This window comes from Hymenobacter sp. YC55, assembly GCF_029433095.1.
Taxonomy (GTDB): domain Bacteria; phylum Bacteroidota; class Bacteroidia; order Cytophagales; family Hymenobacteraceae; genus Hymenobacter.
In genome coordinates this window covers 1,858,049-1,883,530 of the sequence record NZ_JARNTX010000001.1, presented here as the reverse complement: position 1 = coordinate 1,883,530, position 25,482 = coordinate 1,858,049, and the positions used below count along the sequence as shown (strand labels likewise).

Annotated in this window: 18 protein-coding genes; 5 read left to right on the top strand and 13 right to left on the bottom strand. The window is 57.5% G+C overall.

Annotated elements, in window-relative coordinates; all coding sequences use genetic code 11:
• Nucleotides 1–2: 2 nt before the first annotated feature.
• The 7 genes from P1X16_RS07990 to P1X16_RS07960 all read right to left on the bottom strand — a co-directional run bounded on the left by P1X16_RS07990 (nucleotide 3) and on the right by P1X16_RS07960 (nucleotide 9,876).
• Nucleotides 3–2,777 (bottom strand): sensor histidine kinase, encoded by a 2,775-nt coding sequence (locus P1X16_RS07990; RefSeq protein ID WP_277227418.1) that lies wholly within the window; start codon nucleotides 2,775–2,777, stop codon nucleotides 3–5.
• Between the two features lie 90 nt (nucleotides 2,778–2,867).
• Nucleotides 2,868–3,080 carry a hypothetical protein gene (locus tag P1X16_RS07985; RefSeq protein WP_277227417.1) on the bottom strand — a complete coding sequence of 71 codons (213 nt, stop codon included), beginning with the start codon at nucleotides 3,078–3,080 and terminating at the stop codon, nucleotides 2,868–2,870.
• Between the two features lie 517 nt (nucleotides 3,081–3,597).
• A complete protein-coding gene (locus P1X16_RS07980; RefSeq protein ID WP_277227416.1) occupies nucleotides 3,598–5,121 on the bottom strand; it encodes an MFS transporter in 1,524 nt (507 codons plus the stop codon).
• Between the two features lie 132 nt (nucleotides 5,122–5,253).
• Complete coding sequence (locus P1X16_RS07975) at nucleotides 5,254–6,825, bottom strand: hypothetical protein (protein WP_277227415.1); 1,572 nt, start codon at nucleotides 6,823–6,825, stop codon at nucleotides 5,254–5,256.
• Between the two features lie 140 nt (nucleotides 6,826–6,965).
• Nucleotides 6,966–7,388, bottom strand: coding sequence for a helix-turn-helix domain-containing protein (locus P1X16_RS07970; protein WP_277227414.1), 423 nt, complete (start codon nucleotides 7,386–7,388; stop codon nucleotides 6,966–6,968).
• Nucleotides 7,389–8,074: 686 nt separating this feature from the next.
• Nucleotides 8,075–8,854: a DUF2490 domain-containing protein gene (locus P1X16_RS07965; RefSeq protein ID WP_277227413.1), complete on the bottom strand. Its 780-nt coding sequence runs from the start codon at nucleotides 8,852–8,854 to the stop codon at nucleotides 8,075–8,077.
• Nucleotides 8,855–8,940: 86 nt separating this feature from the next.
• Entirely contained in the window at nucleotides 8,941–9,876 is a 936-nt protein-coding gene (locus P1X16_RS07960) for a M28 family peptidase (RefSeq protein ID WP_277227412.1), read from the bottom strand.
• Nucleotides 9,877–10,008: 132 nt separating this feature from the next.
• Here P1X16_RS07960 and P1X16_RS07955 point away from each other — a divergent pair, with 132 nt between their 5' ends.
• Both P1X16_RS07955 and P1X16_RS07950 read left to right on the top strand, forming a co-directional pair.
• Complete coding sequence (locus P1X16_RS07955) at nucleotides 10,009–12,090, top strand: ATP-binding protein (protein ID WP_277227411.1); 2,082 nt, start codon at nucleotides 10,009–10,011, stop codon at nucleotides 12,088–12,090.
• A gap of 104 nt (nucleotides 12,091–12,194) precedes the next feature.
• Nucleotides 12,195–13,106, top strand: a complete 912-nt coding sequence (locus tag P1X16_RS07950) for a flavin reductase family protein (RefSeq protein ID WP_277227410.1) — start codon at nucleotides 12,195–12,197, stop codon at nucleotides 13,104–13,106.
• A 118-nt stretch (nucleotides 13,107–13,224) separates the two neighbouring features.
• Here the strand turns inward: P1X16_RS07950 and P1X16_RS07945 are convergent, their stop codons facing one another.
• Nucleotides 13,225–14,451, bottom strand: coding sequence for an alanine dehydrogenase (locus P1X16_RS07945; protein ID WP_277227409.1), 1,227 nt, complete (start codon nucleotides 14,449–14,451; stop codon nucleotides 13,225–13,227).
• Nucleotides 14,452–14,545: 94 nt separating this feature from the next.
• On the bottom strand, nucleotides 14,546–14,980 hold the full coding sequence (tsaE, locus tag P1X16_RS07940; protein ID WP_277227408.1) for a tRNA (adenosine(37)-N6)-threonylcarbamoyltransferase complex ATPase subunit type 1 TsaE: 435 nt from the start codon (nucleotides 14,978–14,980) through the stop codon (nucleotides 14,546–14,548).
• 177 nt (nucleotides 14,981–15,157) lie between these two features.
• On the opposite strand from tsaE, the gene P1X16_RS07935 reads away from it, so the two are divergent.
• The 3 genes from P1X16_RS07935 (at nucleotide 15,158) to P1X16_RS07925 (ending at nucleotide 20,895) form a co-directional block, all read left to right on the top strand.
• On the top strand, nucleotides 15,158–16,414 hold the full coding sequence (locus P1X16_RS07935; protein ID WP_277227407.1) for an aminotransferase class I/II-fold pyridoxal phosphate-dependent enzyme: 1,257 nt from the start codon (nucleotides 15,158–15,160) through the stop codon (nucleotides 16,412–16,414).
• Nucleotides 16,415–16,743: 329 nt separating this feature from the next.
• A complete protein-coding gene (locus P1X16_RS07930) occupies nucleotides 16,744–19,191 on the top strand; it encodes a TonB dependent receptor (RefSeq protein WP_277227406.1) in 2,448 nt (815 codons plus the stop codon).
• A 336-nt stretch (nucleotides 19,192–19,527) separates the two neighbouring features.
• Nucleotides 19,528–20,895, top strand: coding sequence for a sigma 54-interacting transcriptional regulator (locus P1X16_RS07925; RefSeq protein WP_277227405.1), 1,368 nt, complete (start codon nucleotides 19,528–19,530; stop codon nucleotides 20,893–20,895).
• A 101-nt stretch (nucleotides 20,896–20,996) separates the two neighbouring features.
• Here P1X16_RS07925 and P1X16_RS07920 read toward each other — a convergent pair whose 3' ends face one another.
• The 4 genes from P1X16_RS07920 to P1X16_RS07905 form a co-directional block, all read right to left on the bottom strand.
• A complete protein-coding gene (locus tag P1X16_RS07920; RefSeq protein ID WP_277227404.1) occupies nucleotides 20,997–21,815 on the bottom strand; it encodes an amidohydrolase family protein in 819 nt (272 codons plus the stop codon).
• Nucleotides 21,725–23,215, bottom strand: a complete 1,491-nt coding sequence (locus P1X16_RS07915; RefSeq protein WP_277227403.1) for a dipeptidase — start codon at nucleotides 23,213–23,215, stop codon at nucleotides 21,725–21,727. The genes P1X16_RS07920 and P1X16_RS07915 overlap by 91 nt, the downstream gene beginning before the upstream one ends.
• An 86-nt stretch (nucleotides 23,216–23,301) precedes the next feature.
• On the bottom strand, nucleotides 23,302–24,246 hold the full coding sequence (locus P1X16_RS07910; RefSeq protein WP_277227402.1) for a polymorphic toxin type 5 domain-containing protein: 945 nt from the start codon (nucleotides 24,244–24,246) through the stop codon (nucleotides 23,302–23,304).
• A complete protein-coding gene (locus tag P1X16_RS07905) occupies nucleotides 24,218–25,345 on the bottom strand; it encodes an aminotransferase class I/II-fold pyridoxal phosphate-dependent enzyme (RefSeq protein ID WP_277227401.1) in 1,128 nt (375 codons plus the stop codon). Before P1X16_RS07905 ends, P1X16_RS07910 begins: the two co-directional genes overlap by 29 nt.
• Between the last annotated feature and the right edge of the window lie 137 nt (nucleotides 25,346–25,482).

Genomic DNA, 25,482 nt, shown 5'->3' with positions numbered 1-25,482 from the left:
CATCAAGCTTCATGATGCGCTTCTACCGGCAGCTCCACCGAGAAGCAGGCCCCTTGGTTGGGTTGGCTTTCCACCCAGATGCGGCCGGCGTGCAGTTCCACTATCTTTTTGGTGATGGCCAGGCCAAGGCCCGAGCCTTCGGGCTTGCGCATGGTTTGGTTTTTGGCTTGAAAGAACTTGTCGAAGATGAGCGTGTGAAAGGCGGCTTCGATACCCTTGCCATTGTCTTGCACCACGAGGCGCAACGTGGCGGGCAATCCAGCTCCCGTCGGCGGCAGCTCGGCCGCCACCCGAATATGGCCGCTGCCATCGGCCCGGCACGATTTGATGGCGTTGCTCAGCAGATTAACCAGCACTTGCATGAGCCGGTCACGGTCGGCGGAGAGCTGGGGCAAACCGGGCGGCGCTTCCACATCCAGCTGAATCTGCTTGTCGCGCAGCAACTGCCCCACCGATTCGATGGCGTCGTTGAGGATTTCCACCGGGTCGAGCGGCTCCCGGTCCAGGGTGGCTTTGCCGGACTCGAACTTCTCCAGGTCCAGCACCAAGGATATAAGCCGGCTCAGGCGCTCCGACTCCCGCGTGATGGTGAGTTGGAACCGCTGGCGCTCTTCTTCTTCCAGGTCGGGGTTGTCGGTCAGGATTTCCGATAGGGCCCGGATGCTGGTGAGCGGGGTGCGCAGCTCGTGCGTGACGGTGGCCAGGAACTCGTCTTTGTCGTGGTCGAGGGCCTGGAGTTGGTCGTAGGCGGCGCGTAGCTCGTCGGTGAGGCGCTGAAGCTGGCGCTGTTGCTTTTGCAGCTGGCGGTTGGCTTCGAGCAATTGCTGACTTTCGCGCAGAATTCCGACCACGTTGTCGAAGCTGATGTCCTCCACCCCTACCGACGACGAGAGTAGCAGCCGGGCCGAGGCCGGGCCAATGCTGCCGGCCAGCAATTTCTCGGAGTAAGCCAGTAGGCGCGGGTCGGCTTGGGGAGGAGTTACGTCGTCGGCGGGGTGCGCATCCGGAAACCGTTCGGCAAAAGCCCGCAGCGCTTGGCCGGCGCGGCGCTTGCCCAGGAAGCCGTTGAGCAGCGCCCGTACGTCGGGCAGCGGAGCGACACCTTGCCAACTGGCCGGCCCTTCAAATACGTTGCGGTAGTGAAACACGCCCACGAAAATGTCGGCCTGCCGCTGCTCTAGCGCCGAAGGCCCCCGCAGCAGCGAGACGCCCACGTAGAACCCGATATTGAAAAACCAGCTCCAAAACAGCCCGTGCGACAGGTAATCGAGCCCTTCCAGCCCGAACAAGGCGAAAGGCCGCAGCCCTTGCCAGCCAAAGAGGCCGTTGGAAAGTAACTCCTCGCTCAGCATGTTGGGTCCCACCATGGTAGGCACCACGAGCGTAAAAAACCACACCGCAAACCCCGCCAAAATACCTACCGTGGCCCCCTGCCGGTTGCCGCCTTTCCAGTAAAGCCCCCCGAGCACCACCGGCACAAACTGCGCCACCGCCGCAAACGACACCAGCCCAATATTGACCAGCGGCAGCAAATGCCCAACCTCAATATAGTAGCCATAGGCCAGCAGCAGCACCAGCACCACCGCCAGCCGACGGCTGTTCAGGGCTACCTTGCCGAGGTAGGCAAACCAGCTTGGCCCTTCGGTTTGGGTGGCCGGAATGCGCACCAGCAGCGGCATAAGCAGGTGGTTGCTCATCATCACGCTCAAGGCAATGGTTTCCACAATAATCATGGAAGAAGCCGCCGACAGCCCACCGATGTAGATAAACAGCGCCAGCCAAGGGTGCCCCGCTTGCATGGGCAGCACCAGCACAAACGTGTCGGCGTCGAGGCCGTGGCCCGACAGCAGCCGCCCGCCGAAAGCCAGCGGCAGCACAAACAGGTTGATAATGATGAGGTAGAGCGGAAACAGCCACATGGCTTTGCGCAGGTGGTCTTCGTTGACGTTTTCCACCACCGACACCTGAAACTGCCGCGGCAGCAACAGGATAGCCGCCATACTCAGCAAGAGTAGTGTAAACCACTGTCCGCTGCTGGTACCTGCCCCGTCCAGGGTGAACAACCGGCTTAGGTCGGGTACGGCGGCCGCTTGCGTAAACACGTCGGAGAAGCCATTGAAAAGCCCGAACGTCACGAAGGCGCCGGCCGCCAGAAACGCCACCAGCTTCACTAGGCTTTCCAGGGCTACGGCCAGCACCATGCCTTCGTGCCGCTCGGTGGCCTCAATAGAGCGCACTCCAAAGATGATGGTGAAGAAAGCCAGCGCCACCGTTGTATAAAGCGCCGAGCTGGCCGCCGCGCTTTCCAGGGGCAGCTGCAAGGCCGCCGGGCCGCGGGTGATGATGTCGAAGGAGGCCGCAATGGCCTTGATTTGCAGCGAAATGTAAGGCACAATGCCGAGTACGCACACCACCGTTGCCAGGGCCCCGAGCGAAGCGCTTTTGCCGTAGCGGGCCGAAATAAAATCGGCAATGGACGTCAGGCGCTGCAAGCGGCAAATCCGGATGATTTTGCGCAGCACCAGCCAGGCCGCCGGAGCCATCAGCGTGGGCCCCAAATAGATACCCACAAACTCCAACCCGAAGTGCGCCGCGCGTCCCACTGACCCATAGTAGGTCCAGGCGGTGCAGTATACGGCCATGCTCAGCGCGTACACATACGGATTGTTCACCAAGCTGCTCCGTGCCGATCCCGCCCGACGCTCCGCCGCATACGCCACCCCGAAGAGCAGCGCCAAGTAGCCAAACGAAAAGCCGATAACAAGCAGCTTGGACATAAAGAGTAACGGAGTAGAGCGTACTAGAATGATGGGTAAGCCGTGTTGCAAACCAAGGAAGTCGTTGAACTACCTTGGTTACTCAGGCTCTCAACTGCCTTCCCGCCGGACCAGCCAGGCCGTGAGAATCACCAGCGTGAGCCAAGCCAGCAAGACGTAGAGGTACAGCACTGGCACGCCCCCTACCCGACCATCATGGTTGAAGACGGCCAGCAGCGGGAAATTCAGCAATACCCCAAACAGCAAACTCACGAACAGCAGACGCTGCCCGCGGCGCTGCTCGGCTTGCTCTTGCGGAGACATGGGTAGCATAGCGTTTCAATTATCTGAAGAAACAAAGCGTCCGGAAGCTAGCAGTTTGCCACACAACAAACCTTCACCAACCAGCACTTTCACCTCAAGAAGTCACTGATTGGGTTGCTACTGCAACACACCTACCCTGTGATGCTGAGCGGAGCCGGAGGCGCAGTCGAAGCATCTCGCGTGCTGAGGTTGTAGTGCTATTGTCATGCTGAGCGCAGTCGAAGCATCTCGCTAGTGTGGTAAACCCTCTTAGCAGTGCAACGAGTCGAGCGAGATGCTTCGGCTTCGTTGCACTGCGCTCAGCATGACAGTCACTTTGGCAACGTCAGCACGCGAGATGCTTCGACTGCGCTCAGCATGACGGTCAGGGCTAATTGCATTGCAGGCAGGTGCATGGCGTTTACTTAGCATGAGGCCATCTGCTGCCACATAAGAAAGTCCGCTGGACAAGGGCCCAACGGACTTTCCAGGAAGGGCTGTAAAAGCAAGCTGACTCGGATTCAGCCTGTTGTTATTTTTACCGAGCGTCTCCGGAGTTGTCCTCCATCAGGCGCACATTGCGCACGTCTTTCATCAGCGCCGTGCCAATAAACCAGCAAATCAACGCAATGATAACCGGGTAGAGCAAGCCCGCGAAGCTGCTATAGTCTTTCAGCAGCGTGCCTTCGGGCTGCGCTGCGGCGCGCAACGTGAGGGCGGTGGCAATGAAAGGCACAAAGCCCCCGAATACGCCGTTGCCAATGTGGTAGGGCAGCGAAAGAGACGTATAGCGCACTTTGGTAGGGAACAGCTCTACCAGATAAGCGGCGATTGGGCCGTAGGCCATGGTCACGAACAGCACCAGGCAGAACACCAGAATGGTCATGGGCACGAGGCTCGGCGAAAGCGCCTTCATCACGGCAGGTACGGCTTTGCCCGTGGCATCCACGGTAGCGGCCGTTACTTCGGTCAGCGGACCGGCAAAGGCCTTGAGGCCATAGAAAATAGGAATGGTAAACAGCGCGCCGCAGAGCAAGCCCATCATGATGATTTTCTTACGACCAATCCGGTCCGATAGGCCGCCGAAGTACACGAAGAACGGCGTAGCCAGCAGCAGCGCAATACACAGCACCAAGCTAGCATCCACGAGGTCGAGCTTCAGCGTGTTTTGCATGAAAGAATACGCATAAAACTGCCCGGTATACCAGACCACGCCTTGGCCCATAGTGGCCCCGAACAGCGAAATAAGTACCAGCCGACGGTTTACAGGGTTCACAAACGACTCGCGCAACGGGTTGGTGCTGGTTTTGCCTTCGGCCTTGGCCTTGGCAAACAACGGCGACTCGTGCAGTTTGCGCCGGATATAATAGGAGGCAATAACCAACAAACCCGACAGCAGGAACGGAATGCGCCAGCCCCACTCTTTGAAGGCATCTTCACCTAAGCTTTTGCGGGTGGCAATGATAACCAACACGCTCAAGAACAGACCAGCTGTAGCCGTAATCTGAATAAAGGAGGTGTAGTAGCCCCGCTTATTGTCTGGTGAGTGCTCGGCCACGTAGGTGGTAGCGCCGCCATACTCGCCGCCTAAAGCCAGACCTTGCAGCAAGCGCAACAGCGTCACGATGATGGGCGCGGCTACCCCAATCTTGTCGTAGCTCGGAATGAGACCCGTCACGAATGTGGCGCCACCCATGATGAGCAACGTCAGCAAGAACGTGTACTTGCGGCCCACCAAGTCGCCGATGCGGCCGAAGAAGACGGCCCCGAACGGCCGCACAATAAAGCCGGCCCCAAATACAGCCAAGGTTCCGAGAATGGTGTCTTCAATCTTGCCGGTGGTGCCAAACAGCACCGGCCCAATAATAGCGGCCAAGGAGCCGAAGATGTAGAAGTCGTACCACTCGATAACAGTACCTACCGACGAAGCGGTAATCACCTGCCAGATTTTGCTGGTGGACGTGTTGTTGTTGTCGTGGGCAATAGCGTCGTCGGCAGCGCCCGCTAGGGGTGCCGCCCCTGAGTAAGCCCCTGAATCACGGTTAGGGAGGTTGCGGTTCATGATACGTATGGGTGTTTTTGAAGGTGAGAGTCGAGATGGCGTAGCGGTGAATTTGTGAACTGGTGAGTTTGCCGTTTTACTAGCGCAGCTTGAGCTACAAACTCACTAATTCACACTTCACAAATTCGCTCCTTACAAGAAGACCTGCGTTTGCAGCGTGATTTCCGGACGGTACTTCACGTTGTTGATTAAGGCTCCGCTGGGAATAGGTGCCTGGTCGGAGAAGTCGGGGCGGGCTCGGTAGTTCAGGGTGACTTTGGCGTTGTGGCCATCGAGCAGCACGTTTACGCCGGCATCGTACAGATTCACGCCCGCTCGTTCGCCATTGCTTTTGCGCAAGCCTTCGTAGCTGCTGTGCAGATAGGCTATGTAAGGCTGCAACCGCACTTTCGGGCCGAGCGTGTTTTGGGGTAGCAGGAAGCCCGCGTTTAGGTATTGCGCATTGCCCGTACCCGACTGTGGGTAGGCGTTGCCGCGTATAGCTGCCGCGCCATAGCCGGGGTTTTCGGGCCCCACGTAGCGCACGTAGTTCGGTCCGAAATTGAACTTGTAATACACCCCATAGATGGTTAGCGCGGTGCGCGAGGCCGTATCGAGGGGCACATCATAGAACACATCGGCCCCTAAGAGCTTGATGTCGTGCTTGCTAGTAGGCACAGCCGTGAAAAGATCAGTAGGAGTAGTACTAGTAGGTGATGGGACCAGACTAGACAGCACCACGGAACTGTTGGTTGGCCGCGAATACATGCCATCCTTGTTGTACATGAAGCCCGTTCCAACGCTCAGTACGCGCTTGGTGCCGAGATATGTACCTTGGTAGTAAGGCAGCAGGTTGGCTTCAGGCTCCAAAAAATTGTAACTGAAGTAGCCCTGATACACATGACTGGTGTTCTGCGGATTGTATTGCGCAATATTGGTACCCGTGTTTACGCCAGCGTCTGTGGTACCTAAGCCTAGCGGATTGCCGGTTTGCACACCGCCCGCCACGTAGTTAGCATTAGTGGGCAGGTTGGTTAGGAACGGGTCGCTCACCGACAAGCGGTAGTCGAACTTGCCGATGCGGCCCTTGGCAAACACCCCGATGTAGCGGGCAAACTGGTCGAGGGCGTCGATGGTGGGGAAGTTAGTGAGCGGAAAGTCCATGGCCAGCATGCTGGTGGTGCTGGCGCTGCTCAGGCGCGAAATACCATTGTAATAGTGCAGGCCCGCCCCGAGGTTGAGGTACTTGTTGACTTTGTACTCCGTCACCGCTTCGTGGATGAAGAACTGTGGCTTTTTGCCGTCGGTGGTGGGGTTTACGCCGCCACTAACCCCGTTTTGGTTGTTGATACCCAAGTGCGTATACACCAGAAACCGGGGGTTGAGCTGCGCCAGAATTACCAGGCGCGAGCGGCGAATGCCAAACTCCACTTGGCTTTCTTTGGGCTTGTTGGGGGCCCGCAGGGTGCCGGTATTGTTCTCGTTGTAGCGGGCGTAAATCTGCGACCAGAGCAGAAACCGAAGGTACTTGGAGCCGTCGGGCGAGAGGTTGACTTTCATTCCCGGGCCGTACGGAACCGGCTTAGTGGCGGTAGGCGTAGCGGGTGGCGGCGCCGGTGTGGCGGGCGGGGGAGCCTGGCCGGCAGGTGGCGTTATTACCTGGGCCGAAGCTCCGGCAGCAGTCAACAGCGCATTAAGCGCCAGCGCGTAACGGGCGTTTCGCATAGAGGGGTTGTGGGAATGATGTGGGGATAGATCAAGCACTCCAGACGCGGCAGCTACTGCTTCGTCTTCAGCTCAACCAAGTAGCAAAACCTTCCGCCAGAAGTCACGCCCTTGCTATATTTCTGCTAACCCCTATAGCCCTATCCCTGCCGAAACCGCTCCCACCGAATCATCATGTACTTGTCGCCTAGCTCGGTCACCACCAAGCCCGCACCCTTCAGGTTGTTAGGGTCCTGAAAGAATTCATTCAACTCCTTCTGATTTAGTATTTTGTAGGTGGGATGATAATCTGTTTGCCGGGGAGCCTTCATCCCGTATTTCTTCACCCAGTTCATCACGCTTACGTGGCTCACCCCGAGCAGCCGCTCTATTTCGCGGTAGCTCACCCCTTCTACGTAAAGCTGCAACGCCTTTATCACGTAGTAGGAGTTGATTTCCTTACCGGCCTTCGCCACCGAGTAGTGATAGCCGCAGTTCTTGCACTTGTATCGCTGCCTACCACCTACTACTCCACTTTTCGTGGCTTCTTTCGATTCGCATTTCGGGCAAGCAAGCTGAGCCATAACAGGGTGAGTGAGGACTTACACTAAGAAAACTATACCTAATTAGTAAATATATACTAAATCAGCAAAGATATAGCACTTTCTTACCTTAAAGTTGACCTAATGAAGAAGCCACGCGGCACTAAGCGCCTGTTACGCAGCATTGAAAAGCAACGTAGTAGCCTGGAACACTTGAACGAACATCCCTGAGTTATTGCGGCGGCAGTATGACTACCGGCAGCTAGGCCTAGGTATTTGGCACACCAAGTCTACTACTATTCCACTTGCCGTTCGGCAACAGGCTTTGCGTGTGCTGCTGGCAACCTGCACTCAGTGGCATCAGCAGCTAACAGCACAGGCAAAGAAGTTTTACTTAGCAGTTTGGCTGTTCGAACAGGACTTTGCGCACTCTTCGCAAGTAGTGGCAGCTATTGGAGAAAAAATTACGCGGTATCAACATTTATTTATTGACTGCGATTCGACTTTGCCTTTACCAGATAAGTACCGGCAACTGCCCGAAGCCGACCAACTTGAGTGGGTCCTGTGCCAGCACAATGAGTGGTACGAACCCCGAAATTTCCCTGATGGCTGACCCGCGTGGATGCTGCGTCGCCCCCATCACTCTTATATAGACGATACAGGCCAGGAATTTTTGATTGTCCAGTCCGACCGGGTTTGGGTGGGAATGTTTCCTACAAGCACTAGCCTTACTCCCCACCCGTAAAATCAAGATCGTAGAGGATGTTCACCCGGAAACCATTGTTTATTTCGAATACCGGCCGGCCAGTGGCGGGGTCAGGCTCGGCGTGTTGCGTCACCTGGTTGAGGTAGTTGAGTTCGACTTTTGCATTCTCGCTGAACTGGTACCCTAGTCCACCGGAAAGGCGGTTTTGGTTGAATACGTTGTTGCCCACGTTGCGCCCGAAACTGATAAAAAGTTCATCAAACGCATTCAGGTACCATTCGCCATTGTCGATGGTGGGGCCTTGCAGCGGGTAGCTCCCCGCCAACTGATACCGAATCCGGTGCTGATACTCCCATGCTTGCACTCGGCCAGCGCCTTCTTCAGCGCGTTGCCCAAGCCAGCGCTGCTCTAGGCGCAAGCGTTGTTCGAGTTGCAAACGGCCAAACGCATCAGTCAGCGTCACGTCTTCATAGAGGCGGTGTTCGGGTTGGGGCCGGCCACTTACCGTAGGATAACGCCCGTATTCGTGCGTTTGGAAATAGGTGTAGCCGCCACTTACTGTCACCCGGTCGGTAAGCTGGCGCACCAAGCCCAGCCGCGCCAAATGCTGCTGCTGCGTGCCGAGCAGCTTTACCCGCCGCAGTTGATACTCGGTGTGTAGCGCCCATTGGTCGCTAAGCGCATGGTCGCCCGAATAGACCACCCAGCCGAGTGTGTTGTGGTCGAGCAGACGCGGCAGGGCCTGGCCAAACCCAGCTGTAACCATCAAACAAAGCCCTAATACGAGCGGCAATCTGCGCATAAACTCCAGCAAGCGGCGCCAGAAAAGATTCGTGCGCGCGTGCTTCCCTTACGGCACCCATTCGCTACGGTTGGGTTCTTGCAACCTCAAAGGCGCAGCACGGTAGCCAGCACGGCATCAACTGCTAAGCCCAGGCGGCGCATATCAAGCCGGTTGAGCGTATCGGTGGTTTCGTGGTAGTGCTGGTTGCGGTAGAAAGCCGTATCGGTGAGCAGCACGGCCGAATACCCGAACTGCCAGTAGTTGAGGTGGTCGGAAAAGTCGATGCCGGGCAGCCAAGCCGGCGCTTTAAACCGCTTCACGGGTAAAGCCGCTGCCGCGCGGTAGCGGCGCGCAAACTGCCGGCCGAAGCGGCCATTCCCGAATTTCTGCGCCACCGTCACGTAGTTGCCGCGGCTACCAAACAGCAGCTTCAGCGGGCCGAACGGATACCGCTGGCTCCCTTTTTGGTCGTCGTAATAGCCTAGCATTTCCAGGGCTATCATGCCCCGCACCGGCACGCCCGCCGCGTGCAGCGCCTGAGCGTGCACGTAACTGCCCATCTGGCGGGTACGGAAAAACGGCGGTTCCTCTAGCGTGTAGGCCACCACATCTATTCGGTAAGGCAAATTAGGTTGCTGGCCGAGCAGCCGTGCCAGTTCCAATAGCGCCGCTACCCCGCTGCCGTTGTCGTCGGCGCCGGGCTGTTCGCCGCACACATCATAGTGCGCCCCAATGATGAGGCGCGGCCCGGCTTCGGGCCCGAAACTGCCAATCAGGTTTTGGTAAGGCTTGCCCTGCACTTCATATGTCTGCTCGCTGGTACGTGCGCCTGCCGTGCGCATTGCCTGCCGGATGTAATCGGCGGCCTGTTGCAAACTTGCTGGGTGCAGATAATTGCGGGGTTGCGGCGTGCTTACCAGCGTAAGAATATGGTGGCGCAGGCGGGTGGTATCGGCAGCGAGACCCGGTGAAAGTTGCTGGGCCTGGCCCCGAAAGCCCAACGATATGAGCGACAACAAGCAGAAGAAACGCAAGAACATGTACAGAGAAGAAAGCTAAACAATACGGTGTAATACAAGATTATAAATTTAACCCTACTGAGGAGCTACGCAAAGCTGTCTGATTTCATTAGGAAAGTTAAATAGGTTCTTTGCGATGCTTACCTTTCGGGTATGATTGCACGCTTGTTGGGTTGTTTTTTGCTTTTTTTATATGCTTTCCAAGGGATAGGACAGAGCCCTCAAACCGCTGCTTTTCAGCAAGCATTGGCCCACGCCTCCACCGACACCAGCCGGGTACTGCTGCTAGCCGACCTAAGCGCCACCTACCGCTACTCGCATTTTGATTCGGTGCAGTGGTACGCGCTACAAGGCCTAAAACTAGCCCGGCGCATTGGCTACCCCAAGGGGGAAGGCCGCTGCCTTTCGCGCCTGGCTATTCTGCCTGCCGAACGCGGCAACCTTCCCGAAGCGCTCCGGCTCAATTTGCAGGCGCTACAACTCAACCGCCAAAGTCATGACTTGTGTGGCGTGGCCCGCTCGCTCAACCAAACGGGCTTACTGTATTTCGCTCTCGATGATTTTCGTCCTTCGCTGCGCTGCTACTTTCAAGCCCGCGCCACCTACCAGCAAGCTCACCTCAACGATATTTCCCTGCTGGCCAGCATCACGACTAATATTGGGGCCAGCTACCAAGGGCTAGCCCTGCTCGACTCGGCCTCCTACTACTTGCGCCAAGCGCATGATTTAACGGTTACGCCCCCTCCTACTGGCTGGAGTTGCTGGGGCAATCCGCAGCCCTACATTTTGCGGGAGCTTGGTCGGTTGCAGGTCTCGCGCGGCTTAACCAGCTCGGCAGTAGACCACTATCGTCGTAGTGCCAAGGCGGCAATGCCCGAAAATGATTTGCGGAGTCGGTGTCGCGCGTTTCAGTACCTGGCCGAACTATACTACCGCCGCCAGCAAACCGATTCCTGCGTTTTCTACGCCCGAAAATCCTTGGTGGTAGGCCAAACGCTACCTTTTATTGTGGGAGTGCTGCGCACCAGCACCCTTCTGGCTGACGTGTTTCGAGCCCGTGGCCAGAGTGACAGCACGCTCAAATACATGGGCATCATGCTCACGGCCCAGGACAGCCTGCACAATCCCCACCGCATCAAACAGCTCGATGCCATTGGCTTCGACGAACAGTTGCGGCTGCGGCAGCTAGAAGAAGAACGCGCCGAACTCACCTCCTCCTTCCGCCTGTATGCGCTGTGGGTTGGGCTCGGAACACTTTTACTGGTGGCTTTGCTGCTCGGGCGGCACATTTATAAGCAAAAGCAAGCCAACCAGCGGCTCCAACACCTCAACAACCAGATTAGCCAACAGAAAGAAGAGCTAACCAGGCAGCGCGACACGCTGGGCCGCATGGTGCAGCAGCTGCGCACCACCCAAAGCCAGCTAGTGCTGCGCGAAAAAATGGCTTCTTTAGGTGAATTGATGGCCAGTGTTGCTTACGAAATCAAAACCCCGATGAGCAGCGTAAAAAATTTCGCTGCCATCAGCGCCGGCTTATGCCAGGATCTGCGCGAAGAGCTAGCCAAAACCGCCCTGCCCATCGACGACCAGCAGCTTATCGACGAGATGTTCAACAATCTCAGTCACTACCAGTCCCGAATTGTGCTGGACAGCCAACGAGCGGAAGGCTTCGTCAATAGCATGCTCGACTACTCCAGCACTGGCCCGGCCCAGCGCCAGGCGACGGATCTGAACGCACTTGCGAATGAGTATATGCGCTTCACCTACAACGACCTGCGCCTCAAGAATCGGCATTTCAACACGGCCTTGTTTTATTACCCCGACGAAATGCTTCCCCTGGTACCTGTGGTGCGGCAAGAGCTAGGCCGGGTGCTAATTAGCCTGTTTACCAATGCGTATCACGCGGTGCATCAGCGCCAGCGCCAAGCCACTGAGGAGGAGTATGTGCCCCAGGTTACGCTTCGTACCCGCTTGCTCGGCGAGCAGGCAGAAATCCGGGTACGGGACAACGGGCCCGGGGTACCGGAAGAGTCGCTAACGGATATCTTCCAACGCTTCTTCACCACCAAACCCGATGGGGAAGGCATGGGCCTGGGCCTATGGGTTAGCTACGACATTATTACGCGCGGCCACGGTGGCATGCTAGCTGTGGAAAGCAAATTCGGCGAGTACACGGAGTTCATTATTACTCTCCCGCTGCAAGGAAAGTCGGCCGTTTCCGCCGTTAAAGACTGAAGAATCAGTGGTGTAGGAAGTTTGGCGTTCAATCGGCGCATATTGCGCCAGCGAAAGGTCAAACTCGCTAAGCCGCTGCATCAGAATTCACCTACTTCACCGCTATGTCTTTTCGCACGATTACGCCAGGTACGCTGCCGGGACCCGAGTGGCACCAGTTTTTGCTGAGTGCTGTGGCCCCGCGCCCGGTGGCGTTTGTGAGTACCATTTCCGCCGCCAGGGAAGTGAACCTGAGCCCGTATTCGTTTTTCAACGTGTTCAGTTCCAACCCGCCGACCCTTATCTTCTCCCCCGCCAACCGGGTGCGCGACAACACACAAAAGCACACCCTTTTCAATGTGCGGGAGGTAGCCGAATGCGTGGTCAATATCTGCGACTATGCGGTTGTAGAGCAAATGTCATTGGCCAGCACCGAGTATGAGCGGGGCGTAAATGAATTCGTAAAAGCAGGCCTCACGGAGCTGGCTTCGGATTTGGTACGGCCCCCACGCGTGGCTGAGTGCCCGGTTTCGTTGGAGTGTGTAGTCGAGCAGATTATTGCCATCGGAGATTCAAACGGGGGAGGTAACCTCGTGATTTGCCGGGTGGTGCAAGCGCACTTTCGCGAGGATATCCTGCTAGAATCCGGCCCCGGCATCGACCCACATAAGTTCGACGCCGTTGCTCGCCTCGCCGGCGACTGGTACAGCCGCGTGACGCCCGAGAGCTTGTTCACGGTGCCTAAACCCAACCGCAACCTCGGCATCGGCATCGACCAGCTACCCGAGCACATCCGCCACTCCGACGTCCTGACTGGCAACAATCTAGGCCGCCTCGCCAACATCGAATTACAAGCCATACCCACCCCCGAGCAGGTTCAGGAGTTCAAGCATGATCCGCTGATCAGCACTTTGTTGCAACAGCACTTCGGCGACCCCACCGAGCAAAGGCGGCAACTTGTGCTACTCGGCAAGCAGTTGCTGGAGGAAGGCAAGTTGCTCGATGCATGGAAAACGTTGCTGCTGGCAGCCGGATAGCTTGCAAATATGTGGATCCTAAGAAAAAGGGCTGGTTAAACAGAGTAGCTACTCTGTTTAACCAGCCCTTTTTCTTAGCAGTAAGAGAAAAGTAGATTCTTGAAACCAGGCTGCCGTTTTAGTTGCGCACAGCAATCATCAAGCTTAACTCCTTGTAGCGCATGTTGAAGCGCTTAGCGATGGTAGCATTGGTGAGGGAGCCTTTGTAGACGTACACACCCGACCGGAAATGCTCGTTGGTAAACAGCACCTCGTTGATGCCGCCGTGCTGGCTGATTTCCTGCAGAATGGGCGTGAAAATGTTGCTTAGCGCATTGGTTGCGGTGCGCGGCACACGGCTAGCAATGTTGGGCACGCAGTAATGAATAACGTCGTACTTGCGGAAGACCGGCTTATTGTGGGTGGTCATTTCGCTGGTTTCGAAGCAGCCGCCCTGGTCGATGCTCACGTCGATGATGACGGAACCGGGGGCCATGCTAGCTACCATGTTTTCGGGCACCATAAACGGGACGCGGCCTTCTTCGGCGTTGAGGGCACCAATTACCACGTCGGCGCGGCGGATTTGCTGGCTAAGGGCGAAGGTGTCGAGGGTGCTGGTGTAGAGCTGGGTGCCCAGGTTCTGCTTGAGGCGGCGCAGCTTATAAATGTGGTTGTCGAACACTTTCACTTCGGCGCCGAGGCCGGTAGCGGCACGGGCGGCGTATTCCGCTACGGTACCCGCACCCAAAATAACAACCTGGGACGGCGGCACCCCAGTGATACCGCCCAAGATGATGCCTTTGCCTTCATTGGAGCGGGCCAAGTATTCGGCGGCAATCAGCATGACCGTGGAGCCAGCTATTTCGCTCATGGCCCGCACCACGGGCCGGGCGCCGGAGGGGTCCTTGATGAGCTCGAAGCTGATGGCATTCACCTTTTTGCGGGTGAGTGCCATCACGTAGTCGGCGGTGAGCGTGCCAAACTGCAAAGCTGAAATCAAGGTCTGGTTGGCTTTCAGAAATTCGATTTCATCCTGAGTAGGGGGCGCCACTTTCAGAATGAGGTCGGCCTCGTAGACTTCCTTTTGCGAGTAGGCAATGGTAGCGCCGGCTTCGGAATAGTCGTGGTCGGAGTACTTGCTTGGCTCGCCGGCCCCGCTCTCCATTACCACCTCGTGGCCTTCGTCGATGAGGTGCTTTACGGCCTCGGGCGTGAGGCAAATGCGGTTTTCCTGGAGCGAGGTCTCGCGCGGCAGCCCGATGAACAGCTTGCGCTTCCGTGTTTCCACGGCCAGCATAGATTCCTGGGTGAAGTAAGCGCGGCTCGTAGCCAGCGACTCAAATCCGGGGGGTACTGCTTCGGGCATTTTTTCAAGTAAAAACCGAGAATCAACAACTACAAGTCAGCGGCACTGTCTACGTCCACCCTTGCCATCAGCACCAGCAGACAATTCAACATCTTCAGCTTGTAATCGTTAGTTCTCTCGACTCGTCGCCAGTAACGGTGAGTCGGATAAGTAGTCGGTTGGAAGGTAAAAGGGGCTCAATGCGGCTGGGCCACTCTATGAGGCAAAGATAGCCAGAATCGAAGTACTCTACCGCACCAAGTTGCTCAGCTTCGGCTGGCGAGTCGAGGCGGTAGAAATCGAAGTGGAAAATTGGCTGGTCGTCGGCGTCGCGGTATTCGTTGACAAGGGCGAAGGTTGGGCTGCTAACGTCGCGCCCCGGTACGCCTAGCGTCTCGCACAAGGCCTTAATAAACGTGGTTTTGCCGGCGCCCATTTCGCCTTCAAAACAGATAATGGAGTGGCCTTGGATAGCCTCACGCACCTGAGCGGCAGCAGCAGGCAAGGCCGCAAGGGTAGGAATTGAAATTTCAAGCACTGGAACAGGCATGAGCAGCAGGGTTGAAAGCGCAAGTTTACGCAAAGCCGGTTTCTCTCGGTTCTTTATCGGTTTGCGCACTCTATAACTCCGGCCCCTGTTACTGGTTAGAACGAGAGCTAAGGCGTTTTGCTTTGGCTTCGCTATGCACATCGGGCGTACATTTGCCCGACCATAACACCTTTTCTCATGCAAGTTTCGCGAATGGCAGGCAGCCTTATCGGCTCCGAAATCATCAAAATTGGCAATGAAGTAAACGACATGATTCGTAAGGGGGAGCAGATTTGCAACCTCACCATTGGCGACTTTGACCCCACTATTTTCCCGATTCCCGCGGAATTTCAAACGGAAATCACCGAAGCCTACCAGGCCGGCAACACCAACTACCCCCCGGCCAACGGCATGGCTGCCCTGCGCGAAGCCGCAACCACCTTCACCAAGCAGCGCCTGGGCCTAGAGTATTCGCCCAACGATGTGCTGGTGGCCGGCGGCTCCCGCCCCCTCATCTATGCCACCTACCTCGCCCTCATCGACCCCGGCGACCGGGTGGTATTTCCGGTGCCTAGCTGGAACAACAACCACTATTGCCACCTCTCCGGCGCCGAGCCCGTGATGGTGGAAACCCTGCCCGAAAACAACTTTATGCCTACGGCTGCCGAGTTGGCCCCGCACTTACCAGGGGCGACACTGCTAGCCCTGTGCTCGCCGCTTAACCCTACGGGCACTGTGTTCTCGCGCCAGAACCTGCTGGAAATCTGCGACCTGGTGCTGGCCGAAAATCAGCGCCGCCAGCCCGGCGAAAAACCGCTTTACCTGCTCTACGACCAGATTTACTGGATGCTAACCTTCGGCGAGACCGAGCACTTCGACCCCGTAAACCTGCGCCCCGAACTACGCGACTACGTCATTTACATCGACGGCATTTCGAAGTGCTTGGCAGCTACTGGCGTGCGCGTGGGATATGCGTTTGGGCCGGCCAATGTCATCGACAAAATGAAGTCGATTCTGGGCCACGTAGGCGCCTGGGCACCGAAGGCCGAGCAGGTTGCCACGGCGAAGTACCTGCCCCAAGCAACCGAAGTAGACGCTTTCATGGCGCAGTTTAAAACCAAGATTCAGCACAGCCTCGATACCCTGCACAACGGGTTGCAGAATCTGAAAAGCCAGGGCTTGCCCGTTGACTCCATGGTACCGATGGGCGCTATTTACCTCACAGCCCGCCTCGACGTGCTCGGCAAAACCACTCCCGACGGGCAAGTGCTAGCCACCACCAAAGACTTAACCTTTTACCTTATCAAAGAGGCCCGGCTAGCTTTGGTGCCTTTCAGCGCCTTCGGCACCTCGGATACAGCGCCTTGGTTTCGGATGTCGGTGGGTGGCGCCTCGTTAGAGTCCATTGAGGCGGCACTGCCCCGGTTACAGGCAGCTTTGCAAGCTTTGCGGTAAACTTATTTGCTAGCTTAAATTCGACGAGACCCTTGCTCAACAGCGAGGGTCTTTTCGTGGGTACCCCGGCCATTGCAACTTTTCCTGGCCTTATAAGTTGTTCAAGCCGACAAGTTAGTTTTTACAATAATTATCTGTTGCTACACTGTTTTAGTGATGATATACCTATCTTTCCTCCACTTTTTCAAGTATTTTGCATTCTAACTCAAGGTAACTGAACAAGTACGCCTCTTTGTTCTTACTACTTGCGAAAGCGTAAATAGTGCGCTTCATGCTCCTACTACCACACCGGTTGCACGCTCCGAGTTTTCATTCAACGGGAAGTGCTCATGCTTTTTGATTTTGCCCGCTCGTCGGGATGGTTTTCTTTGTTGACGGTGGTGCTTTTTCTACCGATTTACCCGTTAGTAGCTCAAGGCCAACCCGCTCCGGTTTCGGGCGTTGTTCGTGCCAGTACTGGTGCAACCGTAGAAGGCGCTACCATTACGCTGCATCGGGCCCTCGATTCGGTAGCGGTAAAAACTGAATTCAGCGACCCGCAAGGACGTTTTTCTCTGGCTCCTGCCCTACCGGGGCGCTACTTGATTTCGGGCGTGCAGCTAGGCTACAACCGGGTGTGGCTCGGGCCACTCGACGTTTCGGAGGTAGCTGCACCAGCGCTTACCCTTACTCTTGCGGCTAGTGCTGTACAACTCAAAGGAGTAACTGTAACTGGCCAGAAACCACTGTTTGAGCGTCTGCCCGACCGTACCGTGGTGAACGTAGAAAACAGCAGCCTAGCCAGTGGCAACACAACGCTCGATGTACTAAGCCGAGCCCCCGGTGTGGCCGTCAATGGCAACGATAATCTGGCTCTGCGCGGCAAACAAGGCTTGCTGGTGCTGCTCGACGGCAAGCGGGTGCCTCTAACTGGTACTGAACTCGCTACGCTGCTCCGCTCTTTACCAGCCGAGCAAGTACGCAGCATCGAGCTTATTACCAACCCACCCGCCAAGTACGATGCGCAGGGCGGGGCCGGTATTATTGCCATCAACCTCAAGAAAGACATACACTTCGGCACCAACGGCAGCGCCAACGCCAGCTACGGCCGAGGCCAGTATGGCAAATTCACTACCGACCTCTCGCTCAACCACCGGAGCAAGGCGCTCAATCTGTATGGCAGCTATGCCTACACGAAGCGAAACGGCTTCCAGAACCTAGCCTTCGACCGGCAGTACTTCTCGGATGGGTTCCTGACGTTGCGCACAACCCAATACAATGGACGGCGCGTCGACTTGGAGTCGCACACCTGGCGGACGGGCATTGACTATACCGTTAGCAAAAGCACCACAGTTGGGGCTGTCGTGAGTGGCCTTGCCAGCCGTTTGCCGGTTGATGGCACCAATCGCTCGGTGTTTTTCGATGACACCAACACGGAAACACAACGCTATTCAGCCCGCACGCTAAGTGAGGTACGCACTCCCAATGTGGCTGGCAACGTAACACTGCGGCACACCTTCCGTCCTGATTCGGCTGGCACCCCCGAGCTAACGATCGACACCGATTTGGCCCGCTACGGTACCAACCGGGACCTGTCTTTGGCCACTACCTATGAGTTTCCTCAGCAGAGCCCAAGGTTACTGACTGGCAACCAAGATGGCGCGCTTACTATTTATTCGGCAAAGGCAGATTACGTGCGGCCCCTACCAAACGGAATGCGCGCCGAGGCTGGTGTTAAAGCCAGTTGGGTTCGCTCCGACAACGACGTGGTGTTTTACAATACCATCGATGGTCAGATTGCCCGAGACCCCAATCAATCAAATGGCTTCCGCTACCGCGAAAACATCAATGCGGCTTATGCCACGCTAAGCCACACCGGGCCTAAGCTGACGGTTACGGCTGGCTTACGGGCCGAGCAAACCAATGCCACTGGCCGGCAAACTCAGGGCGACCAAAACTTCGACCGGCACTACTTGCAGCTTTTCCCCAACCTAAGTCTGCTGCGCACTATTTCTGAAACACACGAAATGGGTTTCTCGCTAAGCCGCCGCCTCGACCGCCCCACTTACAACCAGCTCAATCCGTTTCGTTTCTATATCGACCCCACTACGTATCAGGCCGGCAACCCCTACTTGCGGCCGCAAAGCAGCTACAAAGCCGAGCTGACGCATACGTATAACAAGCTAACCACCGGCCTGAGCTACGCTTATACCGATAACCCGATTCTGTTCGTGTATCAGCTCGATGACAATGGACTGGTAAAATTGACCAACGAAAATGTGCAGGCCGAGCACTATTACGCCTTTACCGTAACGGCTCCTCTCGCGCCCACCAAGTGGTGGCACCTGTACGCTGATGCCGAGCTGTTTTATGTCTATTTCAACGGTACTTTCGAAGGCTCCGCCACGCTGCCAGGCCAGGTAGGTGCCATCTTGAGCGCCAATAATTCGTTTAGCTGGGGCAAAGGCTGGTCGGCTGACTTGAACGGTAGCTACAACTCGCGCGAGCGATATGGCTTTCAGATTGTTCGCTCATTCGGGCAGTTATCAGTGGGCATCCAAAAAACAGTACTGGCGGGCCGCGGCACGCTGCGGCTCAATGGCACCGACCTGTTGTACACGGCTCCGGTGCGTTCCACTTCGCGCTATGTTGTGTTCAACGAAAACCTACGCCGCACCCAGGATACGCGCGTGGGCACTATCTCGTTTGGCTACCGTTTTGGCAGCAACGAAGTAGCTCCCAACCGCAAACGCTCCACCGGAGCCGAGGACGAGAAACGTCGCGCGGCTGGTCAATAGCCCTTGCTTAACCTAGTTCCTGCATCCCGCCTTTAGTTACTAAAGTGCGGGATGTTGCTTTTATAGGCTACCCTGTTTTTAGCCTCACAATGGGTCACTGCATTGCTGCTTGTCCTCGCCGCAGGGGCGCAAGTAGGCCTCGAAATCAAGCACTACATGATCATGCGATAGTATTGCATAACGCTACTATTTAGCTTCGTATCCATCTAGAAAGTTAACAGTATCGGGCGGCTCGGCACTTCAGCCGGGGTTGGGTTGGCAATTGAGGTGGGTTACTATTTCTAAAGATTTGGCGGCGCATTCGGCCGGAATCTGTTGTATCAAACTACCGTCGTTATGGACTTCGAATCGACTGTGTGGTTTCAAACCTTCACGCATCAGCATGGGCTGCTGGCCGATATTATCGGGCAGTTGGAAGCTAGCGGTATCGAGTTAGCGGCCTTGCACCTGAACGACGTACCCACCGGCGCGGGTATTATTTTCCTGGACCAAGACTCCAAGCTCGCGGAAGTTCAGGAAGCCATGGATTCTTTTAGCTACTATTCCGACACCCGCATTATTGCCGTGTCGGTGGGGCGGCTGGCCAGTACGAGCACCTGGGCGCTGCTGCGCAGCGGCGCGGCCGAGGTATTTGCTTGGTTTGAGGTGGAGAAGCCCGTGCAGATTGTGGCTTCGCGGCTGGCCTACTGGCAGGTGTTGGAGGAAAAAGTTATGGACCTGCAGCAGCGCTTAGTGGGCCGCAGCAAGTGCTGGATCAACACGCTACGGCAGCTCGTGGATATGTCGCTCTCCAACTGCCAAGTGTTGATTATGGGCGAAAGTGGCACCGGCAAAGAGCTGGTGGCTCAGGAGATACATCGCCTCGACCCCCGGCCCACCAAGCGCGACTGTGTGGTAGTGGACTGTACCAACCTAATTCCGGGCTTGTCGGGCAGTGAGTTGTTTGGGCACGAGAAGGGCGCCTTCACCAACGCCATCAGCACCCGCGACGGCGCCCTGGCGCTGGCCCACGAAGGCACGTTGTTTCTGGATGAGCTAGGGGAACTGCCCCTGCCCTTGCAGGCGGAGCTACTGCGGGCGCTGCAGGAAGGCACTTATAAGCGGGTGGGCAGCAACACCTGGCGGCAAGCCAGCTTCCGGCTGGTAAGTGCTACCAACCGCGACTTGGCCGAAGAAGTCCGCAAGGGCAGATTTCGGCAGGACTTGTACTACCGGATTTCCGGCTGGACCTGCCATCTGCCGCCCCTGCGCGAGCGAAAAGAAGACATTGTAGTACTAGCCGAGCATTTCTTTCGCGAGCAGCACCACATTCAGCAACCCGTAGATCGGCAGGTGTACGACTTTCTGCTGCTGCGCGATTATCCCGGCAACGTGCGTGAATTGCAACAACTCATCAACCGCATTGCCAACAAGCACCTGGGCGAAGGCCCCATCACCCTCGGCGACATTCCGCGCTCTGACTGGCCCGATTTCGCCGGTTTCGGCACCAACGAAGGCCCTGGCACGCCGGAGCTGGAAATTGGTGTAACGAGCTTGCTGTACCGGGGCCTGGGCCTCAAAGAAATAAAGGATCAGGTAACAGAAATTGCCAAGAAAGTGGCCATCACGCACGAAAACGGCAATTTAAAGCTAGCTGCTCACCGCCTAGGCTGCAGCGAAAGAATTTTGCAAATGCACCGCCGCAGCGGGGAAGTAGTCAGCTAGGCAGACATAAGAAGGCTGCGGGGTGAGCTTGCCATTCAACCCGCGCATGGTGCGCCAGCAAAACAAGAAGCTCGCTCTGCAACGGCCTCACGCACCTCGCTTCACGATTTTGCTAGTAGCCACGGGTCGCGCCACTCGTTGGCTACTACGGCGGCTACGGCTATACGCGGCGGCTGGGCAGGTTCGGGGCGCACTTGCTTGATGAGGCGCAACAGATTTCCCGCCAGTACGAGTTTGGCATCTTCCAGAGGCAGGTGCAGGGCCGCCACTTTACTTAATTCGACGCCAGGGTGCAGCCACGGCCCATCGGAACCGAAAAGAAATTTGCGGGGCCCGACCCGGTCGAAGGCACGTTGCAGAATGTCGAAGCGGCGCACCCCCGAGGTGTCGGTGTAGATGTTGGGAAAGCGCACGAGCTGATCAATAAGACCAGATTGCGCCCGCCAGTCGTCGGAGAAACTGCCCAAATGCGGGATGATGAAGTTGACGTCGGGGTATTGCTCACCGAGCAGTTCCACCACCGATATTTCGCCTACCACGTCGTAGAGCACCGGCAGGTGGAAGGCGCGGGCTACATCGCAGATTTCGCGGCTGATGCGGGCGTCGTAGCGGTGGCACTTGATACCCACAAAGCCATATTGCTGCACGGCGGTGCCTACCATTTCCAGTACTCGGCCCCGGTCGCGCTGGGCGTGCACAAAGGCAAAGCCGTAGAAACGCTCAGGGTTGCGGCGCACTAGCTGGGCCACTTGTCGGTTGGCCGCGGCATAGTCGGAGTGGAAGGCAGCAAACAGCACAGTTTTCTGAATACCCGCTTCCTGCGCCCACTTCAGATACGCTGCGAGAGGTGCGTCGGTGTCCCAGGGGCCGGTGAGGCCGTCGCCTTTGCCGGCGTGGCAGTGGCAGTCGATGATGAGCATGGCCTTGAAGATGAAGTGACAGGGAATTGACCTAGGCGGTGCAGGAAGGCCAAACTAGTGCGGATGCCGCGCCAGAAATTGGGGAGGTACAGGTACTCGTCGGGGCCGTGCTTTCGGTCGTCGGGCAGCCCAAACCCCATGAGCACCGTCGGAATGCCGAGGCGCTGCTCGAAGACACTCACCACGGGTATGGTCCCTCCCGAGCGCTGCAGCACCGGAGTGCGGCCAAATCCTTCGGCGTAGGCCTGGGTTGCAGCTTGCATCACCGGATGCGTGGGCGACACAGTATAGGGCGGCGCGTGCAGTTGGCTCCGAAGTGTGGCTTGCACTTGCGGGGGCGTAATGCGGCGCAGATAGGCTCGCAATTGCTGCTCTACTTTGTGCGGATCTTGCCCTGCCGCCAGCCGGAAGCTCAGCTTAGCACTGGCCGACGGTGGCACCACCGATTTCACTCCCTTCCCCTGGTAGCCACCGCTTAGGCCCGTAATGCTGAGCGAGGGCCGCAACGTTGTACGCTCGTAAAGGCTGTACCCCCCTTCGCCCCACCCCTGCTCTACCTGGGCCTCGCGCAGCAATTGAGCATCGGGTGGGCCATGACGGCGCAAGTACGCCCGCTCAGCAGCCGATGCCGGCACTACTGTTTCGTAGAAACCCGGAATAGCTACGCGGCCGTCCGCATCGTGCAGGGCGGCCACTAGCTCACTCAACGCCTGCAACGGGTTTAGCACGGCCCCGCCGAATATGCCGGAATGTAACTCGGCCTGCGGGCCGCGCACTTCCAATTCAGCCGCCAAGGAGCCCCGCAAGCCATAGGTGAGCGAAGGTTGCTGAGCTGAAATCATGTTGGTGTCCGACAACACTGCCCAATCGGCGCAAAGCAGACGCTGGTGTTGGCGTACGAAAGCATCTAGGTTAGGACTACCAATTTCTTCTTCGCCTTCCAGCAGCAGCTTCACGTTCAGGGGCAAGGGCCGACGGGCAGTTAGCAGCAATTCCAAAGCCTTGATATGGGTGAAGAACTGGCCCTTATCGTCGGATGCGCCGCGGCCGTACAGCTTGTTGCCGCGAATAAGACCGCCAAAGGGTGGCACCGTCCAGGCAGAAATGGGCTCCACGGGCTGCACATCGTAGTGGCCGTAGATAAGCAGCGTGGGACGCCGGGGGCTCACTAGTTTTTCGGCATACACAATGGGGTGACGCGGCGTTTGGAATATCCGCACGCCTTCTAGTCCGCAGCTCCGTAGGTGTGTGGCCAGCCATTGGGCACAAGCTTGCACCGCGCCAGCATACTTGGGGTCGGTGCTGACGCTGGGGAAGGCAACGAGCTGTTGGAGTTGCGCTAAGGCTTGGTGCTGCCACCTGGGTTTTGCGTCGGTAGTCGGGTGAGTTGGGTGTAGCATAGTGCGCGGCCTTACGGGGTTGCTGAATACAATACAGGCTACTCCTGCCAGCAAAACGCAGCTAGGCTAACCGAGTAGCAGCGTACTTAAAAGCCGGTTTCCGACACCAAATCCTTCTGAGAGCCCACGGCAAAAAACAGCTCCCCGTTGGCCGACCACCCTTTCACCCGGTGAGCTGCTATGTAGGCTGGCGTTACGTAGTAGTCGGGCAACAGCTTTTGAGCATTCCATTTTCGGGCCGTAGCTACATCCACGGGCACTCCTTTGATGTCGATGACTTGAATGGTGCTGCCTTTGCCAGTGGCTCCCATGCGGGCCCCGTCCGACCGGTTGAGGTGGCGGTCCTGAATGGCGAGGCGCTCGGTTAGGTGTTTGCGGCGGCTCAGCGTCAAGACGGGCGTTACGTGGCCAGCATCCACGCGCCGGTCTTTGGCGGAGCGCCACACGGGCTTGCCGCCCTTCCCGTCCTTTATTAAGAAGCCGAGCGGATGCTTGCCGTCGTTTGCTATTGTTTGCGCCATATTTCGCCTAAACTGGCGGTTGAACTTGCGGTACTCTTCCTCCTGCTCTCGTTCCAGCTGCTCGCGCTCCACTTCTAGGAACGCCTCGCCCAACAACTCATCCAGCACCGACTTAGACGCCTTGCCGCTTGCCTGGCAATGCGAGCAGCCGCAGCTACACCCCGTTGGGTGGCCGCCCGTTCGCACCAGCCGCAGCTTGGTAGTAAGGCGAAACCGACGTAGAAAACGGCTCAGGGCTTCCTGGCAGGCCGGACAGCCACCACGCTGCACCACCAACAGTACGCTCCGTACCCGCACCGGAAACCCCGGCTCTGCGGCTGCCCGATTGCGCAGCCAGCGCATCAATTGCAGCTCGGGGTGGCCCGCACAGCCTGCGGCGCCTACCGGCGCTGGGCGCAACGGCACCCGCAACGTCTGACCACCGCGCGTATAAACGGTAGCTAGGTCCTTGGCCGGCGCCGGGGCTGCCCGGCGCGGAGGATTAGGCGTAAACGGCATGTTTAGTTTCATGGCGTAAGCTGGCGTTGGGAGTGGAAAACAAAAGGTTGTTTTTGCTGGCCCAGGCCAGCAACACCTGCCTTAGGTGCGCTATATCGGCTGGGGAATGGTCGGCGCGCAGGCAGAAGGTGACTTGTGGTAGTGTAGGTTGCTGGGGGTTGGCAGTCAGCAACGCCCGAATACCTTGCAGCGCTAAGTAGGAATGCAGGCCTAGCGCCGCCACGGCGGTAGGTAAGGTTAGTTTCTGTACCGGAAACCAGCCGCCCGTTGGTTGCCAACCCGCTGCCCCTAACGCCCGCCGAAATTCACGGATACGCCGCGCCAACTGCTGCCGGGCAGTGTTGCCGGCTCCGGCCGCGTCGTGTTGCAAGGCTTGCCCGGCTGCCCAAGCGTGCCAATTCGATACGGGGCTGCTGTGTACTCGCGTAGAGCCGCGCCGGGCAAAGCGGGCCACCCATTTCTGGCTGCCCGTTAGCACGGCTACTGGCACACCCAAGCCCTTGGCCAGGGAGTTGATGCACACAATATCCGGACCACGCACGCCCAGGTAGGCGAGGCTGCCACCGCCGCCCTGGCCTAGTGGGCGCTGGGCGCTGGGCTTTGCTCCCACCACCCCGAAGGCTTGCGTATCGTCGAGGAGCAGGACGCTGCGCGGATCGGGGCGCAACAGTTCCTGGTAGCAACTCAGCGGTGCGGGGCCTTCTTGTGTTAGGCGCCAGCCATCGGTAAGCAGCCACGGTATGCGGCCCTGCTGGCGGTAGATGTGCAGCATGCGGCGCAGGGCTGGCAGATTGTCGGCGTTGAAGGGCACCACGGGCAAGCCGCGCAATGCTGCTCGCGCCGCGCCCCAGTGGCCTATCGGGTACATTGCTTGGTCGATGAACACGGCCGCGCTGGGCGGAGCCAACGCCAGTACATCCCAAAATAAATGCAGTGTGGAAGGCGACAACAAGCCGGTTTCCAATCCTTGCCGATGGGCTACCGCCTCGGCTATGCGGCGGTGCCAATCAGGCTCCTGCAAGGCAGCTGGCCGACCCGTGGTGAGTGCCAGGTTAGTTGGAACGGTGAAAGTAGGTGGGCCCAGATAAAGAGCGGACGTGAAATCGAGCATATAGCCGACAGGTGTGACCCAGAAAACGAAAGCCTAACACAGCCTAAAACAGGTGAAGTACCGCCTCGCCCGTGCATGGCGCTCAGGGCCAACCGATGGGCCTACCAGCCTCTGCGTCAACGGCCAAAAACTCGGTG

What these genes read in the sequence shown, in the direction of transcription:
- P1X16_RS07990 (WP_277227418.1), bottom strand. Translation starts at nt 2,777, where the DNA reads ATGTCCAAGCTGCTTGTTATCGGCTTTTCGTTTGGCTACTTGGCGCTG.
- P1X16_RS07985 (WP_277227417.1), bottom strand. Translation starts at nt 3,080, where the DNA reads ATGTCTCCGCAAGAGCAAGCCGAGCAGCGCCGCGGGCAGCGTCTGCTG.
- P1X16_RS07980 (WP_277227416.1), bottom strand. Translation starts at nt 5,121, where the DNA reads ATGAACCGCAACCTCCCTAACCGTGATTCAGGGGCTTACTCAGGGGCG.
- P1X16_RS07975 (WP_277227415.1), bottom strand. Translation starts at nt 6,825, where the DNA reads ATGCGAAACGCCCGTTACGCGCTGGCGCTTAATGCGCTGTTGACTGCT.
- P1X16_RS07970 (WP_277227414.1), bottom strand. Translation starts at nt 7,388, where the DNA reads ATGGCTCAGCTTGCTTGCCCGAAATGCGAATCGAAAGAAGCCACGAAA.
- P1X16_RS07965 (WP_277227413.1), bottom strand. Translation starts at nt 8,854, where the DNA reads ATGCGCAGATTGCCGCTCGTATTAGGGCTTTGTTTGATGGTTACAGCT.
- P1X16_RS07960 (WP_277227412.1), bottom strand. Translation starts at nt 9,876, where the DNA reads ATGTTCTTGCGTTTCTTCTGCTTGTTGTCGCTCATATCGTTGGGCTTT.
- P1X16_RS07955 (WP_277227411.1), top strand. Translation starts at nt 10,009, where the DNA reads ATGATTGCACGCTTGTTGGGTTGTTTTTTGCTTTTTTTATATGCTTTC.
- P1X16_RS07950 (WP_277227410.1), top strand. Translation starts at nt 12,195, where the DNA reads ATGTCTTTTCGCACGATTACGCCAGGTACGCTGCCGGGACCCGAGTGG.
- P1X16_RS07945 (WP_277227409.1), bottom strand. Translation starts at nt 14,451, where the DNA reads ATGCCCGAAGCAGTACCCCCCGGATTTGAGTCGCTGGCTACGAGCCGC.
- tsaE (WP_277227408.1), bottom strand. Translation starts at nt 14,980, where the DNA reads ATGCCTGTTCCAGTGCTTGAAATTTCAATTCCTACCCTTGCGGCCTTG.
- P1X16_RS07935 (WP_277227407.1), top strand. Translation starts at nt 15,158, where the DNA reads ATGCAAGTTTCGCGAATGGCAGGCAGCCTTATCGGCTCCGAAATCATC.
- P1X16_RS07930 (WP_277227406.1), top strand. Translation starts at nt 16,744, where the DNA reads ATGCTTTTTGATTTTGCCCGCTCGTCGGGATGGTTTTCTTTGTTGACG.
- P1X16_RS07925 (WP_277227405.1), top strand. Translation starts at nt 19,528, where the DNA reads ATGGACTTCGAATCGACTGTGTGGTTTCAAACCTTCACGCATCAGCAT.
- P1X16_RS07920 (WP_277227404.1), bottom strand. Translation starts at nt 21,815, where the DNA reads ATGCTCATCATCGACTGCCACTGCCACGCCGGCAAAGGCGACGGCCTC.
- P1X16_RS07915 (WP_277227403.1), bottom strand. Translation starts at nt 23,215, where the DNA reads ATGCTACACCCAACTCACCCGACTACCGACGCAAAACCCAGGTGGCAG.
- P1X16_RS07910 (WP_277227402.1), bottom strand. Translation starts at nt 24,246, where the DNA reads ATGAAACTAAACATGCCGTTTACGCCTAATCCTCCGCGCCGGGCAGCC.
- P1X16_RS07905 (WP_277227401.1), bottom strand. Translation starts at nt 25,345, where the DNA reads ATGCTCGATTTCACGTCCGCTCTTTATCTGGGCCCACCTACTTTCACC.